The organism is Zhihengliuella salsuginis (genome assembly GCF_014651715.1).
GTDB classification, from domain to species: Bacteria; Actinomycetota; Actinomycetes; order Actinomycetales; family Micrococcaceae; genus Zhihengliuella; species Zhihengliuella salsuginis.
In genome coordinates this window covers 239,195-257,115 of the sequence record NZ_BMXK01000002.1, presented here as the reverse complement: position 1 = coordinate 257,115, position 17,921 = coordinate 239,195, and the positions used below count along the sequence as shown (strand labels likewise).

Genomic DNA, 17,921 nt, shown 5'->3' with positions numbered 1-17,921 from the left:
CGCTTTCTCGAACGTCTCTAGAGGTGGATGCCGCATTCGGTCTTGGACAGGCCGGCCCAGCGGCCCGCGCGCGGGTCCTCGCCGGGGGCCACGGGCTTGGTGCAGGGCTCGCATCCGATCGAGGGGTATCCGAACCCCAGCAGCATGTTGACCGGCACCCCGTGCTCCCCGGCGTAGTCCGTCAGCTCGTCGAAGCTCCACGTCGCAACCGGGTTGAATTTGATCAGCCCGTGCGCCTCGTCGAAGGAGATCAGCGGGGCGTTGGCCCGCGTCGGCGACTCTTCGCGGCGCACCCCGGTGAACCAGGCGCGGTACCCGCCGAGGGCGGCCTTCAGGGGGTCCATCTTGCGCATCTGGCAGCACTTGGCCGGGTCCCTCCCGAAGAGGTCCTTGCCGTACTTCTCGTCCTGCTCGGCGACGGTGAGCTCCGGCATGACATCGACGATCCTCACGGGCAGGTCCCGGGCGACCTGGTCGCGGGTCAGGTGCGTCTGCTGGAAGTGGTACCCGGTTTCGAGGAACAGGACGTCCACGTCCGGCAGCTCCTGCACCACGAGGTGGGGCAGGACGGCGTCGGCCATCGAGCAGGCGACGGCCACGTCCCGGACGTCGAAGTGCTCGGCGGCGAACCGGACGACGGCGTCGGCCGGAGCATCGAATCCGAGCTCGCGCTCGCCGAGCGCGACGATCTCCCGCAGGCGGGCGTGTTCGGTGGTGGTGGTCATGAGAGCTCCTCGTCCTCGACCCGGTTGGCCCACGCGGCGAACGACTCGTCGTCGGCGGAACCCTCCGAGTAGCGGTCCAGCAGGGTGGTGACGTAGTCCGGCAGTTCGTCGGCAGCGACCTTGAGGCCGCGCACGGTCCGGCCGAGGCTTGCCTGCCCGTCGTCGTTCGTGGCCAGCGTGCCACCGAGGTGCACCTGGAAACCCGGCACCTGCTCGCCGGCGTCGTTGGTGATCAGCTGCCCCTTCAGGCCGATGTCGGCCGTCTGGATCCGGGCGCAGGAGTTCGGGCAGCCGTTGACGTGCAGGCTCAACTTCTTGGGGAGCTTGCCCGCATAGCCCTCGATCCTGGACTCGATCTCCTTGATGGCGGTCGCGGCGGTGTCCTTGGTGTCGACGATCGCCAGCTTGCAGTACTCGATGCCCGTGCAGGCGATCGCGGACCGGGCCAGCAGGCCGGGCTCGGCCTCGAGACCGAGCTCCCGGGCGCCGGCGACGAAGTCGTCGACCTGCTCGGGCGCGATGTCGAGCGCGACGATCTTCTGGTGCGGGGTCGTGCGCAGCCGCTCGGAGCCGTGTTTCTCGAGCAGGTCGGCCAGCGACGTCAGGATCGTGCCGCTCACGCGTCCGACCAGGGGTGTCAGGCCGATATAGAAACGGCCGTCCTTCTGCTCGTGCACACCCGAGTGGTCGCCCGGCTCGCTCGGAACAGGCGCCGGCGGCCCGTCCGGGAGCTCGTACCCCAGGTACTCGTCCTGGAGGACCTGGCGGAACTTCTCCGCGCCCCAGTCGGCGAGCAGGAACTTGAGGCGGGCGCGGTTCCGCAGTCGACGGAAACCGTAGTCGCGGAAGATCGAGACAACGCCCTCCCACACGTCCGGCGCCTGCTCGTCCGAGACGAAGGCGCCGAGGCGCTCGCCCAGACGGGGCGCCGCGGAGAGCCCGCCGCCGACCCACAGGTCGTAGCCGATCCCGAGCTCGGGGTGTTCGACGCCGACGAGGGCGATGTCGTTGATCTCGTGCACGATGTCCTGGCTCGGGTGGCCGGTGATCGCGGACTTGAACTTGCGCGGGAGGTTGGCGAACTCGGGGTTGCCGACGTAGCGGCGCGCGATCTCCTTGATGGCCGGCGTCGGATCGATCAGTTCGTCGGCGGCGATGCCGGCGACGGGCGAGCCCAGGATGACACGGGGGACGTCGCCGCAGGCCTCGGTGGTGTTCAGGCCGACGGCCTCGAGCCGGCGCCAGATCTCGGGCATGTCGCGGACGTCGATCCAGTGCAGCTGGACGTTCTGGCGATCGGTCATGTCGGCGGTGTCGCGCGCGAATTCCGTCGAGATCCCGCCGATGACGCGCAGCTGCTCTCTGGTCAGCGTCCCGCCGTCGATGCGCACGCGCAGCATGAAGTACTCGTCCTCGAGCTCGTGGGGTTCGAGGGTCGCCGTCTTGCCGCCGGGTATGCCCTGCTTGCGCTGGGTGTACAGGCCCCACCAGCGGAATCGGCCGTGCAGGTCCGAGGGATCGATCGATGCGAAACCGCCGTCGGCGTAGATCGTCTCGATCCGCTCGCGCACGTTCAGGCCGTTGTCCTCGGCCTTCATCTCCTCGTTGGCGTTCAGCGGCTCGGTCCCGTCGACCTTCCACTGACCGTTCGGCTTGGAGGAGCGCCGGGCCGGGCGCTTCGGAATTCGTTCGGTCACTTGCGTCATGCCTACGACGCTAGGGCCCGCCGCGGGGTGGGAGGAAAGAAGACTTCGGGACGTGTAGTCACATGACCGGCGGCCCCGACATGACGTCACAAGGCGAAACTTCGAACCCTCAGATCCCCCTCTCGAAGCGGTTTCTCCGAGACAAATCGTCATCATGACGCCGTGTCACGAGAGCAGGTGCGCCTCGCGCCGCGATGCGCTACGCCGCCCGGGGTCCGCCGCCCCGGCGCCGGCAGGAGGACGTCGCCGAGTCGTGAAAGAATGAGCCCATGGCTGATGACAACTTGGGCACAGACACGCCCGCGACCGTTTCCGTCCCCGACAAACCGGGCCTCGAAGGGCTTGAAGCCAAGCTCAGCGAGCGCTGGCGCGAACAGGGGACGTTCACCTTCGACCCGGACACCACGCGTGCTTCCGTCTACTCCATCGACACTCCCCCGCCGACGGCCTCGGGCTCGCTCCATGTGGGACACATGTTCTCCTACACGCAGACCGACGTGCTGGCCCGCTACCAGCGGATGAAGGGCAAGAACGTCTTCTACCCGATGGGCTGGGACGACAACGGGCTGCCCACCGAGCGCCGCGTGCAGAACTACTACGGCGTCCGGTGCGATCCGAAGGTCCCCTACAACCCGGACTACCAGCCGCCGGAGAAGCCCGCGAAGAACCAGCGGGACTGGGACGCCGTCAGCCGGCGCAATTTCATCGAACTCTGCGAGCAGCTCGCCGTCGAGGACGAGAAGGTGTTCGAGCACCTGTTCACGACGCTCGGACTCTCGGTCGACTGGAACCTGACGTACCGCACGATCGACGACGTCTCGCGCTCCGTCTCCCAGCGCGCCTTTCTGAAGAACCTGACCGGCGGCGACGCCTACCTCTCCGAGGCGCCCACCCTGTGGGACGTCACGTTCCGCACGGCCGTGGCCCAGGCCGAGCTGGAGGACCGGGAGATGCCGGGCGCCTACTACCGTCTTCCGTTCTTCGCCGAGGACGGCACCAAGATCTTCATCGAGACGACGCGTCCCGAGCTCCTGCCCGCCTGCGCCGCACTGGTCGCGCACCCGGACGACGAGCGTTTCCAGCCGCTGTTCGGCCAGAAGGTCACCTCCCCGGTCTTCGGCGTAGAGGTCGAGGTCAAGGCGCACGCTCTGGCCAAGCCGGACAAGGGTGCCGGCATCGCGATGGTCTGCACCTTCGGCGACCTCACCGACGTGACGTGGTGGCGCGAGCTGCAGCTGCCGACGCGCGCCATCATCGGCCGCGACGGCCGCGTCATCGCCGAGACCCCGGAGTGGATCACGACCGGGGCCGGCCGCGCCGCCTACGAGGCCATCGCGGGCAAGACCGTCTTCTCCACCAAGGAGGCCGTCGTCGAGATGCTCGCCGAGGCCGACCTGATCGACGGCGAGCCGAAGAAGATCCAGCACCCGGTGAACTTCTACGAGAAGGGCGACAAGCCGCTCGAAATCGTCTCGTCCCGGCAGTGGTACATCCGCAACGGCGGCCGCGACGAGGAGCGCCGCGAGCGCCTCATCGCCCGCGGCCGGGAGATCGACTTCCACCCCGAATACATGCGCTCCCGCTACGAGAACTGGATCTCGGGTCTCAACGGCGACTGGCTCGTCTCGCGTCAGCGCTTCTTCGGCGTGCCGATCCCCGTCTGGTACGGCCTCGACGACTCGGGTGAACCGGACTACGAGAACCCGATCCTGCCGGCCGACGAGGCCCTGCCGGTTGACCCGGCCGCGGAGGCCGCGCCGGGCTTCGACGAGTCGCAGCGGAATCAGCCGGGCGGGTTCATCGGCGACGCCGACGTTCTCGACACCTGGGCGACCAGCTCGCTCACCCCGCAGATCATCGGCCGCTGGAGCCGTGACGACGACTTCTTCGACAAGGTCTACCCGTTCGACCTGCGCCCCCAGGGGCACGACATCATCCGCACCTGGCTGTTCTCGACGGCCGTCCGCGGGGACGCCCTGCACGGCAGCGCTCCATGGAAGAACGCGGCGATCTCCGGTTGGATCCTCGATCCCGACCGCAAGAAGATGTCGAAGTCCAAGGGCAACGTGGTCGTTCCGACCGAGGTCCTGGACCAGTTCGGCGCCGACGCGGTCCGCTACTGGGCCGCCTCCGCGAAGCTGGGCGCCGACACCGCGTACGAGATCGCGCAGATGAAGATCGGCCGCCGTCTGGCGATCAAGATCCTCAACGCCTCGAAGTTCGTCTTGAACCTCGGTGCGACGGAGGCCGATGTCATCACGGGCGACGCCACGGTCGTGACCAACGGGCTGGACCGGTCCCTTCTGGCCCGCCTGTCGACGGTCCTGGACGACGCGAACCGCGCGTTCGAAGCCTACGACTACGCCCGCGCCCTGGACATCACGGAATCGTTCTTCTGGTCGTTCACCGACGACTTCGTGGAGCTGGTCAAGGACCGCGCCTACGGCGGCCGCGGCGACGCGGAGCAGGCATCGGTCCTCGCCGCGCTCGCGACGACGCTCGACTCCGTGCTCCGTCTCTTCGCACCGTTCCTACCCTTCGCGACCGAAGAGGTCTGGAGCTGGTGGCGCTCGGGATCGGTCCACCAGTCGGCCTGGCCGACATCGGATCACCTGTCGGCTGCCGCCGACGGCGCCGATGCCGGAGTGCTGCCGACGGTCGGCATCGCCCTCGGCGGCATCCGCAAGTCCAAGTCCGAAGCCAAGGTCAAGCAGCGCACGGAGGTGCTCTCCGGCACGATCTCCGCACCTGCCGCGCAGCTCGCGCAGCTGCGCCAAGGCCTCGGCGATCTGCTGGCGGCGTCGAATGCCCGCGATCTGGAGCTGGCGGAGTCCGCCGACGAACTCTCCGTGCACGGCGTGGAGCTGGCGGCGCCGGAGGCGCTTCCGGCCGAGTAGCCCGGATTGGGCGGGGTCCGGCGGCGACCGTCCGGCCCCGCCGGCCACCCCGTCTCGGTGGTGAACACGAATGGGCGGCAACCCCCGCGGGGGTTGCCGCCCATTCGCTTGCCGGCGCTGCGGTTCCTAGACGTCGAAAGTCGGGCTCTCCGTGCGGGTGCGCTTGATCTCGAAGAAGTAGGGGAAGCTCGCGAGCTTGACCGACGCGTCGAAGAGCTCCCCGGCCTGCTCCCCGCTCGGGACCCGCGTGATCACCGGGCCGAAGAAGGCTGTCCCGTTGAAGGCCAGGATCGGGGTCCCGACGTCCTGCCCGACCTGCTCGATGCCTGTGGCATGGCTGGCGCGAAGTGCGTCGTCGAACTCGTCCGAGTCGGCCGCCGCCGCCAGCTCGGCCGGAAGCCCGACCGTCTCGAGGGCACGCCTGATGACGTCGCTGCGGTCTGCGACCTTCTCGTAGTGGAGGAGCTCGCCCATCGCGGTGTACAGATCGGCGACGACGTCCTCGCCGTGCTTCCGGGCCGCGGCGATGATCACGCGCACGGGACCCCAGCCGTTGTCCATCGACTTCCGGTAGTCCTCCGGCAGGTCGCGGCCCTCGTTGAGAACGGACAGGCTCATCACGTTCCACTTGACCCGGATCGGACGCACCTTCTCTACTTCGAGGATCCAGCGACTCGTCGCCCAGGCGAACGGGCAGATCGGGTCGAACCAGAAATCGACTGCAGTGGTTTCACTCATGATGACTCCTTGCGCGGCGGTGCCCTCCGGAGGGTTGTCTCCGGAGAGCACCTCGAAAGTGTGGTGGTCAGGCTGACTTGTTGCGGCGCTTCTGCGCGACCTGGTGCGAGATCAGGGTCGGTTCCGCGGTACCGGCGACGACGTCCGCGGTGATGATGCACTCCGCGACGTCCTCCCGGCCCGGCAGGTCGAACATGACTCGGCCGAGCACGGACTCGAGGATCGCCCGGAGGCCGCGGGCCCCGGTCTCACGTTCGATGGCCATCTGGGCCACGGACTCGAGCGCGGCCTGTTCGAACTGCAGCTCGACGCCGTCGATCTGGAACATCTTCTGGTACTGCTTCAGGAGCGCGTTCTTCGGCTCGGTGAGAATCCGCACCAGGGCTTCGCGGTCGAGCTCTTCGACGGTCGCCGTGACCGGAAGCCGTCCGATGAACTCCGGGATGAGCCCGAACTTGAGCAGATCCTCGGGCCGGACGTCGGCGTAGGAGACGTCCTCGCTCTTCAGGGCCGTCAACGGCGCCCCGAAGCCGATCCCCTTGCGTCCGGCGCGGGAGCCGATGATCTCCTCGAGCCCCGCGAAGGCCCCGGCCACGATGAAAAGGACGTTCGTGGTGTCGATCTGGAGGAATTCCTGGTGCGGGTGCTTGCGGCCTCCCTGCGGCGGAACCTGGGCGACCGTCCCCTCCAGGATCTTCAGCAGCGCCTGCTGCACGCCCTCGCCCGAGACGTCGCGCGTGATCGACGGGTTCTCGCTCTTGCGCGAGATCTTGTCGATCTCGTCGATGTAGATGATGCCCTGCTCGGCCTTCTTGACGTCGTAGTCCGCGGACTGGATGAGCTTGAGCAGGATGTTCTCGACGTCCTCGCCGACGTAGCCGGCCTCCGTCAGCGCCGTGGCATCCGCTACGGCGAAGGGGACGTTGAGCCGACGCGCCAAGGTCTGCGCGAGGTAGGTCTTGCCGCACCCGGTGGGGCCGACCAGCATGATGTTCGACTTCGAGACCTCGACGTCGTCGAGGGGGGTGCCGGCCTCGTTGAGCGTCGTGGCCGGGCGCTGCGACTGGCCGTCGCGGATACGCTTGTAGTGGTTGTAGACCGCCACCGAGAGAGAGCGCTTGGCGGCCTCCTGGCCGATCACGTACTCGTTGAGGTGCTCGAAGATCTCGCGCGGCCGCGGCAGGTCGAACTCCTCGGACTCGTCGACCTCGACGAGCTCCTCTTCGATGATCTCGTTGCACAGTTCGATGCACTCGGTGCAGATGTAGACACCGGGACCGGCGATGAGCTTGCGCACTTGCTTCTGGCTCTTGCCGCAGAAGTTGCATTTAAGCAGCTCGGAGCTCTCGCCCATTCGTGCCATCGAGTCCTACTCCCCTAGTACTTGTCTCTGTCTGCCCCGCACCGCTCGCGGGACCGCTCATCCAACTGTAAGTCAGCCGACCTGCAGAATGGCTGAAGGGGCGGACCGTGGTGGAAATCCACGATCCGCCCCTCGGCGCCTGCGACTCTAGTCGATGGCCTGCTGCGGCTTGATCTTGCGCGACTCGAGGACCTCGTCGACCAGGCCGTACACCTTGGCGTCGGCCGCCGTCATGAAGAGGTCGCGTTCGATGTCGTTGCTGACCTCAGCCGGGGTCTTCTTCGTGTGCGACGCGAGGGTCTCCTCCATCCACGAACGCATGCGCATGACTTCTTCGGCCTGGATCTGCAGGTCCGAGGCCGTGCCGCGCTCGCCACCGCCCATCGCCGGCTGGTGGATGAGCGCACGGGCGTTCGGCAGAGCGAGGCGCTTGCCCGGCGCACCGGCCGCCAGCAGCACGGCAGCCGCGCTGGCCGCCTGGCCCAGGCAGACCGTCTGGACCTCGGGGCGGATGAACTGCATCGTGTCGTAGATGGCGGTCATCGCGGTGAACGAGCCACCGGGCGAGTTGATGTAGAGCGTGATGTCGCGTTCGGAGTCCATGGACTCGAGCACGAGCAGCTGCGCCATGATGTCGTCAGCCGAGGCGTCGTCGACCTGTGCGCCGAGGAAGACGATGCGGTCCTCGAAGAGTTTCGCGTAGGGGTCCTGACGCTTGAAACCGTAAGGCGTGCGCTCTTCGAACTGCGGGAGGATGTACCGAGCGGACGGCATATCACCGGCGGCACCGTAGCCGTTGAAGTTCATTTCTACTCCTGAAAAGTAAGTGTCGATGTGTGGCTGGGGCGCGGGCCGCGCTAGGGGTTCATGCCGCCGCCGCCGGCGACGGCCGCGGAGTGCTCCGCGATGTTGTCGAAGAACCCGTACTCGAGGCCCTCGGACGCCGTGAACCACTTGTCGCGCTCGTTGTCCTTGAGGATCGTGTCGACGGTCTGGCCGGTCTGCTCCGCGGTCAGCTCCGACATGATCTTCTTCATGTGCAGGATCAACTCGGCCTGGATGCGGATATCGGAAGCCGTGCCGCCGATGCCACCGGACGGCTGGTGCATCAGGATGCGGGCGTTCGGCGTCGCGTAGCGCTTGCCCTTGGTGCCCGACGAGAGGAGGAACTGCCCCATCGAGGCGGCGAGGCCGGTGGCCACCGTGACGACGTCGTTCGGGATGAACTGCATCGTGTCGTAGATGGCCATGCCCGCCGTGATCGAGCCGCCCGGCGAGTTGATGTACAGGTAGATGTCCTTCTCCGGGTCCTCGGCCGAGAGGAGCAGGAGTTGGGAGCAGATGGCGTTCGCGTTCTCATCACGGACCTCGGAACCGAGCCAAATGATCCGTTCCTTCAGCAGCCGATTGTAGATGTAGTCATCGCGGTTGGCCGGGTCGACCGATGACATCGCTGGGGTCTGGGATTCCTCAGTCATGCTCGAATACCTCTCCGTACGGTTGGTGAACTTGTCTCCGAGATTACTGCCTGGCGCCCGCGTTTGAGACCCGCGACCGCGCTAGTTCGCTGTGGGCGCATAGCCGCCCGCCACCTCTTAAAGCGCCGTGGGGCCATCCGCGAATTCGCGGATGGCCCCACCTGGCCGGCCCGACGGCCGGCGATGCTTGAAGCGGTTCCTACTTGGCGGCTTCCTCAGCGGCCTCGGGCTCGGCGGTCTCGCCCTCCACGGCCTCGTCCTCGCCCTGCGGGGTGACGAACGAGGACAGGTCGACGACATTGCCCTCCGAGTCGGTCACCTTGGCGACCTCGAGGACCTTGGCCAGCGCCTTGCGACGGCGGACCTCGCCGACGATCATCGGCACCTGGCCGGCGCCGTCGAGCATCTGGGCGAACTGGTTCGGATCCATGCCGTACTGCGAGGCCGTCTGGACGATGTAGTCGATCAGCTCCGACTGCTCGACGCCGACTTCTTCCTTCTCGGCGATGGCGTCCAGGATGATCTCGTTCTGGAAGGCGCGGCCGGCGTTCTCGCGGACCTCAGCGCGGTGCTCATCGGTGTCGTGCTCGTCGCCCGAGGTGTGCTCGCCCTGGTTGAAGTGCTGCTCGAGCTGCTCCTCGACGATGGACTCCGGAACCGGAACCTCGATCATCTCGACCAGCTTCTCGAGGACCAGATCGCGGGCCTCGACGCCCTGCTCGGTGACCTTGGACTCTGCAGCCTGCTTGGCCAGGTCCGCCTTCAGCTCGTCGATGGTGTCGAACTCGGAAGCGAGCTGGGCGAAGTCGTCGTTCGCCTCCGGGAGCTCGCGCTCCTTGACGGCCTTGACGAGGACCTTGACCTGAGCGGTCTGGCCCGAGTGCTCGCCACCGGCCAGCGTGGTCTCGAAGATCGCGTCCTCATCGGCCGAGAGGCCGGAAACGGCCTCGTCGAGGCCCTCCAGCATCGTGCCGGAACCGACCTGGTAGGACAGGTCCGCTGCGGAGTCGGCCTCTTCGCCGTCCACGGAGGCCGACATGTCGATGGTCAGGAAATCGTCGTGCGCCGCCGGGCGGTCGACCGGCTTCAGCGTGCCGAAGCGGCCGCGCAGCTCGTCGAGAGCCTTCGTGACGTCCTCTTCGCTGGCCTCTGCGGCGGCGACCTCGACCTCGATGCCGGCATAGTCCGGCAGCTCGACGGTCGGGCGGATGTCGACCTCGAGCGCGAACTTCAGCTCGCCCTCGGCGTCCTTCTCCAGGCCCGGGAGCTCGTTGATCTCGACCTCGGGGCGGGACAGCGGCGTGAGCTCGTTCTCGGTCATCGCCTGCTGGTAGAAGCCGTTCAGGGACTCGTTGACGGCCGTCTCGATGACGTAGCCGCGGCCGACGCGCTGGTCGATCAGTGCGTTCGGGACCTTGCCCTTGCGGAAGCCCGGCACCTGAATCTGCTCGGAGATCGACTTGTACGCGGCGTCGATGCCCGGCTGCAGTTCGGCGAGCGGAACCTCGACATTGAGCTTGACCCGGGTCGGGTTGAGATTTTCGACGGCGCTCTTCACAGCGGTGTACTCCTGAAATGGAATCGGGGGTGGGGGCTCTGTTCGCACAGTCAGCCTCCCGCCACCGGAAGGCCGACTGTCAGAGTCGGGGTGACAGGAGTTGAACCTGCGACCTCACGCTCCCAAAGCGCGCGCTCTACCAAGCTGAGCTACACCCCGATCAGTGCACGAGTAAGTTTACGCAGACCTCGGAGGGATCCGCGAATTCTCCGCTCGCTGCGCGGAACCGCCAGAGAGGCTGTCCGCGCCGTCGCAATGAAAAGGCGGTCCACTTTTCCGTAGACCGCCGTTTCGATAGCGAGGGGATGACGGGAATCGAACCCGCGTCATCAGTTTGGAAGACTGAGGCTTTACCATTAAGCTACATCCCCGCAAAACCGGATTCTTCCGGCTCCGACTGCAAGAGATTAGCAGTGCGGTGGGCCACGCGCAAAATCCGCCGCGACCGCCGTTTCACCCCTGGCAGCCGGGACACCAGTAGAGCTTGCGCCCGGCCACTTCGGTCACGGCGATGTCCGCGGGGCACCGCCGGCACCCCTGACCGGCGCGCTGGTACACGTAGTACGCCTGCTCCGGCCACACGTCGGCGCCGGGTTCCGGCCGGTCGGCCGCGGCGGTCGTGATGATGCGTCCGTCGCGGACGCCGTCGCGCATCAACGACACCAGATCGCGCCACAGTCCGTCGACCTGCTCGGGCCGCAGCCGGTTCGCACTCTGCCACGGGTCCAGGCGTCCGCGGAACAGCGCCTCGGCGCGGTAGATGTTGCCGACGCCCGCCACCCGCGCCTGGTCCATGAGAGCGGTGCCGATCATCGTCCGTGTCGCCCCGAGGCGACGGGCGAATTCCGCCCCGGGGCCCGACGGCGGCACCGCACCCGGCGCGGCCCGGTCGCCGAGAGCGTCGTCGGCCAGCGGATCCGGACCCAGCCGGGAGCGCACGCCCGCCATCTCGAGGGTGCTCAGCACTTCGCAGGCGGAGGCGCCGCGCAGGTCGGCCCAGCCGTGTTCGGAGACCATGCGCAGCCGCACGGCCCCCACGGGCGGCGGCGGACCCGCGTAGGCCGGCGCCCCGCCGTCGTCCCGGGGTCCCGCGGAGACTTCACGCTCGCCGATCCGGCGCGGCGCCCCGATGCTCGAGGCGCCCGCGAAGCTCTCGTCCCCGCCGAAGCTGAACGCGCCGTAGAGGCCCAGGTGCACGCGCAGGTGGTGCGTGCCGTCGGGTCCGAAGTGCACGAACAGCTGCTTGCCGTGCGCGCTCGCGCCGATGACCTCGCGCCCGTCCAGCAGCGCCGCACCGTCGGCGAACCGGCCCTGAGGACTGGAGACGCTCACGCGCTGCCCGCCGAAGACGTCGGAGATCTGCCGGGCGAGACGGTGGATCGAATGTCCCTCGGGCACTTAGCGCAGGATCTCGCCGGTGGCCTCGTAGGCGGCGATCTTCCCGATGCGGCGCGCGTGCCGCTCGGCGCCGGAGAACGGCTCAGCGAGGAACGCGTCGATCAGCCCGGTGGCCTCTTCGAGGCTGTGCTGGCGCCCGCCGAGCGCGATCACGTTGGCGTCGTTGTGCTCGCGGGCGAGCCTGGCCGTGTCGAGGTTCCACGCCAGGGCGGCGCGGATGCCCTCGACCTTGTTGGCCGCGATCTGCTCGCCGTTGCCGGAGCCGCCCAGGACGATGCCGCGCGCCTCCACACCATTCGACTGGTCCGCGACGACCGCGAGGGCCGCGTCGATGCAGAACGCCGGGTAGTCGTCCTCGGCGTCGTATTCGCTCGGCCCGTGGTCGACGACCTCGAAGCCCTTCTGCGTCAGGTGCGTGACCAGGTGGGCGCTCAGTTCCATCCCGGCGTGGTCGGTGGCGATGTGTACTCGCATGCTCTGTGTCCTTCAGGTGCGTCGTGGCGGCATCGGATAAACCGAGTCAACCCTACCGGCTGACCGGTTCGACCCACAGCGGACCCGCACCTGTTGCGACGCCCACCGCGGCGCCGAGCGCCCCGGTCTGCGGGTCGACCGGGTGCGCACCGACGGTTCCCGACGCCTCGCCTGCGACGACAAGGTAGTCGCGCCCTCCGGCGCCCGGCACGACGGCGGCGCCTCGCGGCTGCTTCTCCGTCTCCCAGGTGCCCGCGTAGGTGAGCGTGCCCGAGTCTCCGTCGACGGCGAACCCGGTCACGGTCGACGTCGACCGCTCGGTCGTGTACAGGAAACGCCCGTCCGCGGCCAGGTGCAGGTCGGCGCACCAGATGCGGTCGAGCCCGGGGACGGGCGTGTTGCCGTCCCGCGCCCATCCGGGCACGAGGTCGAGCGAGTCGGGCACCGCGTCGATGTGCTGGAGCCCGGTCAGGCGGCCGGTCGACGCCTCGCGCTCGAACACCGTGACGAGCCCGCTCATCTCGTGCAGGACGTAGAGGCGGTCCCCGGCCGCGTTGAACCGCTGGTGCCGCGGACCGGAACCGGCCGGGCTCGACACGCGGGAGACTTCGCTCAGCCGCGCGCCGTCGACCGCGTAGGCGACCACGACGTCGTCGCCCAGCGACGCCACGTAGGCGTGGGCGCCGTCCGGGGAGACCACCACGGAGTGGGCCTTCTCCCCCGGTGCGTCGCCGGCGACGGCGGGAGGGTCCGGGATGCCGTCGGCGTCGAGCGGCAGGCCGTGCACGCTGTGACCGTGGTAAGAGGCGGAGTAGACCGCCGACCCGTCCTGCGCGAGCGCGATGCTGACGCACTTGGCGGGGACCTCGGCGGTCGCGACCGAGGCGAGGGCGCCGTCGTCGTCCCGGCGCAGGACCTGGACCGTGGCCGGCTGGCTGGACTGACCGGAGTAGAAGAGTCCGCGGTCCGCGTCGTAGGCGGACGTGCGGATGCCCGGCGCCGGGTACGACTCGCCGGTGGCGGTCAGCGCACCGGACGCCGTGTCGAGCGCCAGGCGGTCGATCCGGTCGTCGCCGGCGCAGGCGATGTAGAGGTCGTACACGTTCGCTTCCGCGTCATGCGTGGGCATCAGGTCTCCTCGGTGATCGTTGCGCCAGCGGGCGCGTTCTGCCGACATCGATCCTACGTGCGCCGATGCGGGCTGCGCGATCTATGGTGGACGAAGCTTCACATTGAACCCGCGCCCCTCTGGTCTGCGCTGCCCGCAGGTGAGAGACTGGAGGCAGGTACTCAGCAACTGCTTCACAACCCCTATTGCCAAGGAGGCATTGTGCCCGGTCTCAACCTCACCCGCGCCGAAGCGCAGGAGCGTGCCGGCCTCGTCGCCGTCGACACCTACCGCGTCGAGCTCGACCTCACCCGCGGCGAGCGGATCTTCGGCTCGACCACGACCGTCGAGTTCACGGGGACGCCCGGCGCGTCGACCTTCATCGACGCCGTCACGGACGCGGTCCACTCCGTCACGCTCAACGGGCGCGCGCTCGATCCGGCGCAGGTCGCCGACGGCGTCCGCATCCAGCTGCCCGATCTGGCCGAGCGCAACGAGCTCGTGGTCGTCGCCGACGGCCTCTACACGAATACCGGCGAAGGCCTGCACCGGTTCGTGGACCCGGTCGACGACGAGGTCTACCTCTACACCCAGTTCGAGGTGCCCGACTCGCGCCGCATGTTCGCCGTCTTCGAGCAGCCCGACCTGAAGGCCGCCTTCCAGTTCGAGGTCACCGCTCCGGGGCACTGGGACGTCGTCTCGAACTCCCCCACGCCCGCCCCGGTCCCCGACCCCGAGTCGGCCCTCGAAGGCGCGAAGACGTGGAGTTTCGAGCCGACACTGAGGATGTCGTCCTACATCACCGCGATCATCGCCGGGCCGTACCAGTCGGTCCGCAGCGAGCTGACCAGTTCCGACGGCCGCACGATCCCGCTGGGCGTGTTCGCGCGCGCCTCGATCATGGAGCACCTCGACGCCGAGAACATCTTCCGCCTGACCCGCCAGGGCTTCGAGTTCTTCGAAGCGCAGTTCGGCACGGCCTACCCGTTCCCCAAATACGACCAGCTCTTCGTCCCCGAGTTCAACGCGGGCGCCATGGAGAACGCCGGGGCCGTCACGTTCCTCGAGAACTACGTCTTCCGCTCGCGGCCGACGGACGCGCTCGTGGAGCGCCGCGCGATCACGGTCCTGCACGAGCTCGCCCACATGTGGTTCGGCGACCTGGTGACGATGCGGTGGTGGAACGACCTCTGGCTCAACGAGTCCTTCGCCGAGTTCATGTCCACGCTCGCCGCCGCCGAGAACACCGAGTTCACGCAGTCGTGGACCACGTTCGCATCGATGGAGAAGGCCTGGGCCTACCGTCAGGACCAGCTGCCGAGCACGCACCCGATCGTCGCCGAGATCACGGACCTCGAGGACGTCCAGGTCAACTTCGACGGCATCACCTACGCCAAGGGCGCCTCCGTCCTGCGCCAGCTCGTCGCCTGGGTCGGCCAGGAGGAGTTCATGGCCGGCGTGCGCACCTACTTCTCCAAGCACGCCTTCGACAACACCGAGCTGAAGGACCTGATGGTCGAGCTCGAGGCCTCCTCCGGCCGCGAGCTGACCGAGTGGAGCCGGCTCTGGCTCGAGACCGCCGGTGTCAACAAGCTGACGCCGAAGCTCACCACGGACGACGACGGCACGCTCACCTCGTTCGCCATCGTCCAGTCGGCGCCGGAGGACCACCCGACGATCCGCCCGCACCGGCTCGCGGTGGGCTTCTACGACCTTGTCGACGGCGCGCTGGTGCGCACCCACCGCGAGGAGCTGGACGTCGACGGCGAGTCCACCGAGGTGCCGGGCCTCGTCGGGCGCCCGCGCCCAGACCTCGTGCTGCTCAACGACGACGATCTGGCGTACGCCAAGATCCGCCTCGACGAGGCCTCGCTCGCCGCCGCGGTGAAGCACCTCAAGGACTTCGACGAGTCCCTGCCGCGCACCCTGATCTGGGGATCCGCGTGGGATGCCGCCCGCGACGGCGAGACGCGCGGGCGGGACTACGTGGAGCTGATCCTGAACAACATCGCCCACGAATCCGATTCGTCGGTCGTCATGGTCCTGCTGCGCCAACTGGGCACCACCCTCGACTACTACGTGGCGCCGGCCGCCGCGCCCGGTTTGTCGGAGTTCGTCGGCGACCGCCTCTGGGAGCTCGCGCTCACGGCCGAGGCCGGGTCGGACCACCAGCTCCAGTTCGCCAAGGCCTTCGCCCTGCGCTCCCGCACCGCCACACAGCTGGGCGAGGTCGCGGCACTGCTCTCGGGAGAGACGGTCCTCGAAGGGCTCACGATCGACACGGACCTGCGCTGGGAGCTCCTGACGGCGCTCGTGTCCGGCGGTCGCGCCGGCGAAGCCGACATCGCCGCGGCCCTCGCGGCCGACAACACCGCCAACGGGGCGCTGGCGGCCGAGCTCGCCCGGGCGGCCGTGCCCACGGCAGCGGCCAAGCGGGAGGCCTTCGACGCCGTCGTGCGCCGGGACGAGCTCTCCAACACGCACCAGCGGCAGGCGATCACCGGCTTCAACCGTGTCCACGACGCGTCGCTGATCGCCGGGTTCGCGGACGACTACTTCGCGAACGTGCGGCGCGTATGGGACGAGCGCAGCCACGAGATCGCCCAGCAGATCGTCGTCGGCCTGTACCCGGCCGCCCAGGTCTCGGAGGAAACGCTGCGCCGGACCGACGAGTTCCTCGCCGGGCTCGGAGACGACGAGTCCTCGCTGCGGCGGCTGATGCTCGAGAACCGCGACGCTGTCGTCCGTGCGCTGGCGGCGCGGGCCGCGGACGCCGGCTAGGTCCGGCCAATCGACGGGGCGGCGCCCGGCATCCGGACCACGCGGATGCCGGGCGCCGTCGTTTCCGCGTAGCGTAGAGGCATGAACCTCAGCAGCCACCGCTACGAGATCGGGATCGAATGGACCGGCGCACGCGGGACCGGGACGAGCAGCTACCGGTCCTACGGACGCGACCACGTCATCCGCGCCGCCGGCCTGCCGGATCTGGCCGGCACCGCCGACCCCACGTTCCACGGCGACCGCGACCGCTGGAATCCCGAGCAGCTGCTCCTGGCCGCCCTGAGCCAGTGCCACATGCTCTCCTACCTGCACGTCGCAGTGAAGCACGGGGTCGTCGTGACGGGCTACACGGACGATGCCGAGGGCGAGCTGCGGCTCAACCGCGACGGCAGCGGAGAATTCGCGTCCGCCCTGCTGCGCCCGCGGGTGCAGCTCGCCGACGAATCGCAGCGGGAGCTGGCCGACGAACTGCACGAGCAGGCCAACCGAGTCTGCTTCATCGCGCGCAGCGTCAACTTCGACGTGCGCCACGAACCGCGCCTGCCGGAAGCCGGCACGGACCGCACCGAACCGGAGGACACCGAATGAGCGACTACGAGGGCACCTTCTACGAGCAGGTCGGCGGCAAGGAGACGTTCCGCCGCCTCGCCGAGAAGTTCTACGAGGGCGTCGCCGCCGACGAGGAGTTCCGGGCGATGTACCCGGAGAAGGACCTGGGGCCGGCGGCCGAGCGGCTGCAGATGTTCCTCGAGCAGTACTGGGGCGGGCCGACGACCTACTCTGAACAGCGCGGCCACCCGCGCCTGCGCATGCGCCACGTGCCCTACGCCATCGATTCGAAGGCCCGCGACACGTGGCTAGCGCACATGAGGACGGCCGTGGACTCCCTGGACCTGCCGCCCCTGCAGCACGAGGTCCTGTGGGACTACCTGGAGCGCGCCGCCCACTCTCTCGTCAATACGCCCGACCAGCCCCACTCGAAGGGGCTGCGCCTGGCGTAGCGCACGTCGCGGCCGCTGCTAGAGCTTCGCACCCCGGCGGACGAGGATGTGGCCGGCGGCCGTGGACAGGCGGTGCCACGGGCCCTGCGCGAGGATCCGAGCCGTCCCGTCGCCGGAGATGAAGCCGAGCGTCTTGGCGCCGAAGGCGGCCCCCGAGGGCAGCTCCGGAACCGCGCCGGTTCCCAATGGGCTGGACCAGATGCGCGATCGGACGGTGGCGAGCACCGGCTGTCCCGAGTTCTCCGGCAGCGCGTCGACGACGGCGCGGGTTCCGGCCTCGGCCGCAGCGCGTAGCGCCTCCTCGTCGTACTCCCCCGCTTCGGACCACCCGGAGACCGGTGGGAGGATGCCGGCCCATGCGGCCCGGGACTGCGCCGGCGGCAACTGCAGGGCCGTCTCGATCGGGCTCATCCTGGCGAGCCGGTCGGTGAGGGCTCCCAGCGGGTAGACGACCGTCCCCTCCGCGGGCTCGGCGAGGCGGAACGCGCGCATGCCGAGGATCGTCGGAGTGGGCTCCCCCAGTTCCTGCGGGACGATGACCGGCACGTACACGGCCATGGCCGCCCCCCGCAGCACGAGGGACACGTCGCCGTCGTGGACGCTACGCGCACGGGCCAGGAAGGTCCGCAGATCGGCGGTCGAATCGGGGTCGGCGAGGTGCACGATGGGGTTCTCTGGTGCAGGCATGGAACCA

15 protein-coding genes and 2 tRNA genes are annotated in these 17,921 nt (G+C 68.6%); 4 read left to right on the top strand and 13 right to left on the bottom strand.

Going from position 1 to position 17,921, the window contains the following annotated elements:
* Positions 1-17: 17 nt before the first annotated feature.
* Positions 18-725, bottom strand: a complete 708-nt coding sequence (locus tag IE069_RS03265; protein ID WP_189348679.1) for a phosphoadenylyl-sulfate reductase — start codon at positions 723-725, stop codon at positions 18-20.
* Complete coding sequence (locus IE069_RS03260) at positions 722-2,431, bottom strand: nitrite/sulfite reductase (protein WP_189348678.1); 1,710 nt, start codon at positions 2,429-2,431, stop codon at positions 722-724. Before IE069_RS03260 ends, IE069_RS03265 begins: the two co-directional genes overlap by 4 nt.
* Before the next feature lie 269 nt (positions 2,432-2,700).
* Between IE069_RS03260 and valS the strand changes: the two genes are divergently transcribed.
* Positions 2,701-5,328, top strand: coding sequence for a valine--tRNA ligase (gene valS, locus IE069_RS03255; protein WP_189348677.1), 2,628 nt, complete (start codon positions 2,701-2,703; stop codon positions 5,326-5,328).
* Positions 5,329-5,454: 126 nt separating this feature from the next.
* Here valS and IE069_RS03250 read toward each other — a convergent pair whose 3' ends face one another.
* The 10 genes from IE069_RS03250 to IE069_RS03205 form a co-directional block, all read right to left on the bottom strand.
* A complete protein-coding gene (locus tag IE069_RS03250) occupies positions 5,455-6,066 on the bottom strand; it encodes a mycothiol-dependent nitroreductase Rv2466c family protein (protein WP_189348676.1) in 612 nt (203 codons plus the stop codon).
* A 67-nt stretch (positions 6,067-6,133) separates the two neighbouring features.
* A complete protein-coding gene (clpX, locus tag IE069_RS03245) occupies positions 6,134-7,429 on the bottom strand; it encodes an ATP-dependent Clp protease ATP-binding subunit ClpX (protein WP_189348675.1) in 1,296 nt (431 codons plus the stop codon).
* 147 nt (positions 7,430-7,576) lie between these two features.
* Complete coding sequence (locus IE069_RS03240) at positions 7,577-8,236, bottom strand: ATP-dependent Clp protease proteolytic subunit (RefSeq protein WP_189348674.1); 660 nt, start codon at positions 8,234-8,236, stop codon at positions 7,577-7,579.
* A gap of 50 nt (positions 8,237-8,286) precedes the next feature.
* Positions 8,287-8,880, bottom strand: a complete 594-nt coding sequence (locus IE069_RS03235; protein WP_189348756.1) for an ATP-dependent Clp protease proteolytic subunit — start codon at positions 8,878-8,880, stop codon at positions 8,287-8,289.
* Between the two features lie 226 nt (positions 8,881-9,106).
* Positions 9,107-10,465: a trigger factor gene (gene tig / locus IE069_RS03230; RefSeq protein WP_189348673.1), complete on the bottom strand. Its 1,359-nt coding sequence runs from the start codon at positions 10,463-10,465 to the stop codon at positions 9,107-9,109.
* Between the two features lie 85 nt (positions 10,466-10,550).
* Positions 10,551-10,624: transfer RNA gene (locus tag IE069_RS03225), tRNA-Pro, on the bottom strand.
* Between the two features lie 141 nt (positions 10,625-10,765).
* A tRNA-Gly gene (locus IE069_RS03220) sits at positions 10,766-10,836 on the bottom strand.
* An 82-nt stretch (positions 10,837-10,918) separates the two neighbouring features.
* Positions 10,919-11,863, bottom strand: a complete 945-nt coding sequence (locus IE069_RS03215) for an Fpg/Nei family DNA glycosylase (RefSeq protein WP_189348672.1) — start codon at positions 11,861-11,863, stop codon at positions 10,919-10,921.
* Positions 11,864-12,337 (bottom strand): ribose-5-phosphate isomerase, encoded by a 474-nt coding sequence (locus IE069_RS03210; RefSeq protein WP_189348671.1) that lies wholly within the window; start codon positions 12,335-12,337, stop codon positions 11,864-11,866.
* Between the two features lie 52 nt (positions 12,338-12,389).
* Entirely contained in the window at positions 12,390-13,466 is a 1,077-nt protein-coding gene (locus IE069_RS03205; protein ID WP_189348670.1) for a lactonase family protein, read from the bottom strand.
* A gap of 201 nt (positions 13,467-13,667) precedes the next feature.
* Between IE069_RS03205 and pepN the strand changes: the two genes are divergently transcribed.
* The 3 genes from pepN to IE069_RS03190 all read left to right on the top strand — a co-directional run bounded on the left by pepN (position 13,668) and on the right by IE069_RS03190 (position 17,227).
* Complete coding sequence (gene pepN, locus IE069_RS03200) at positions 13,668-16,226, top strand: aminopeptidase N (protein ID WP_229790909.1); 2,559 nt, start codon at positions 13,668-13,670, stop codon at positions 16,224-16,226.
* A gap of 81 nt (positions 16,227-16,307) precedes the next feature.
* The gene (locus IE069_RS03195) at positions 16,308-16,814 is read left to right on the top strand and encodes an OsmC family protein (RefSeq protein ID WP_189348668.1); all 507 of its coding nucleotides are present in this window, start codon (positions 16,308-16,310) and stop codon (positions 16,812-16,814) included.
* Positions 16,811-17,227: a globin gene (locus IE069_RS03190; RefSeq protein WP_189348667.1), complete on the top strand. Its 417-nt coding sequence runs from the start codon at positions 16,811-16,813 to the stop codon at positions 17,225-17,227. Before IE069_RS03195 ends, IE069_RS03190 begins: the two co-directional genes overlap by 4 nt.
* 18 nt (positions 17,228-17,245) lie before the next feature.
* On the opposite strand, the gene IE069_RS03185 is transcribed toward IE069_RS03190, so the two are convergent.
* Positions 17,246-17,914, bottom strand: a complete 669-nt coding sequence (locus tag IE069_RS03185) for a DUF8185 domain-containing protein (RefSeq protein ID WP_189348666.1) — start codon at positions 17,912-17,914, stop codon at positions 17,246-17,248.
* Positions 17,915-17,921: the final 7 nt, after the last annotated feature.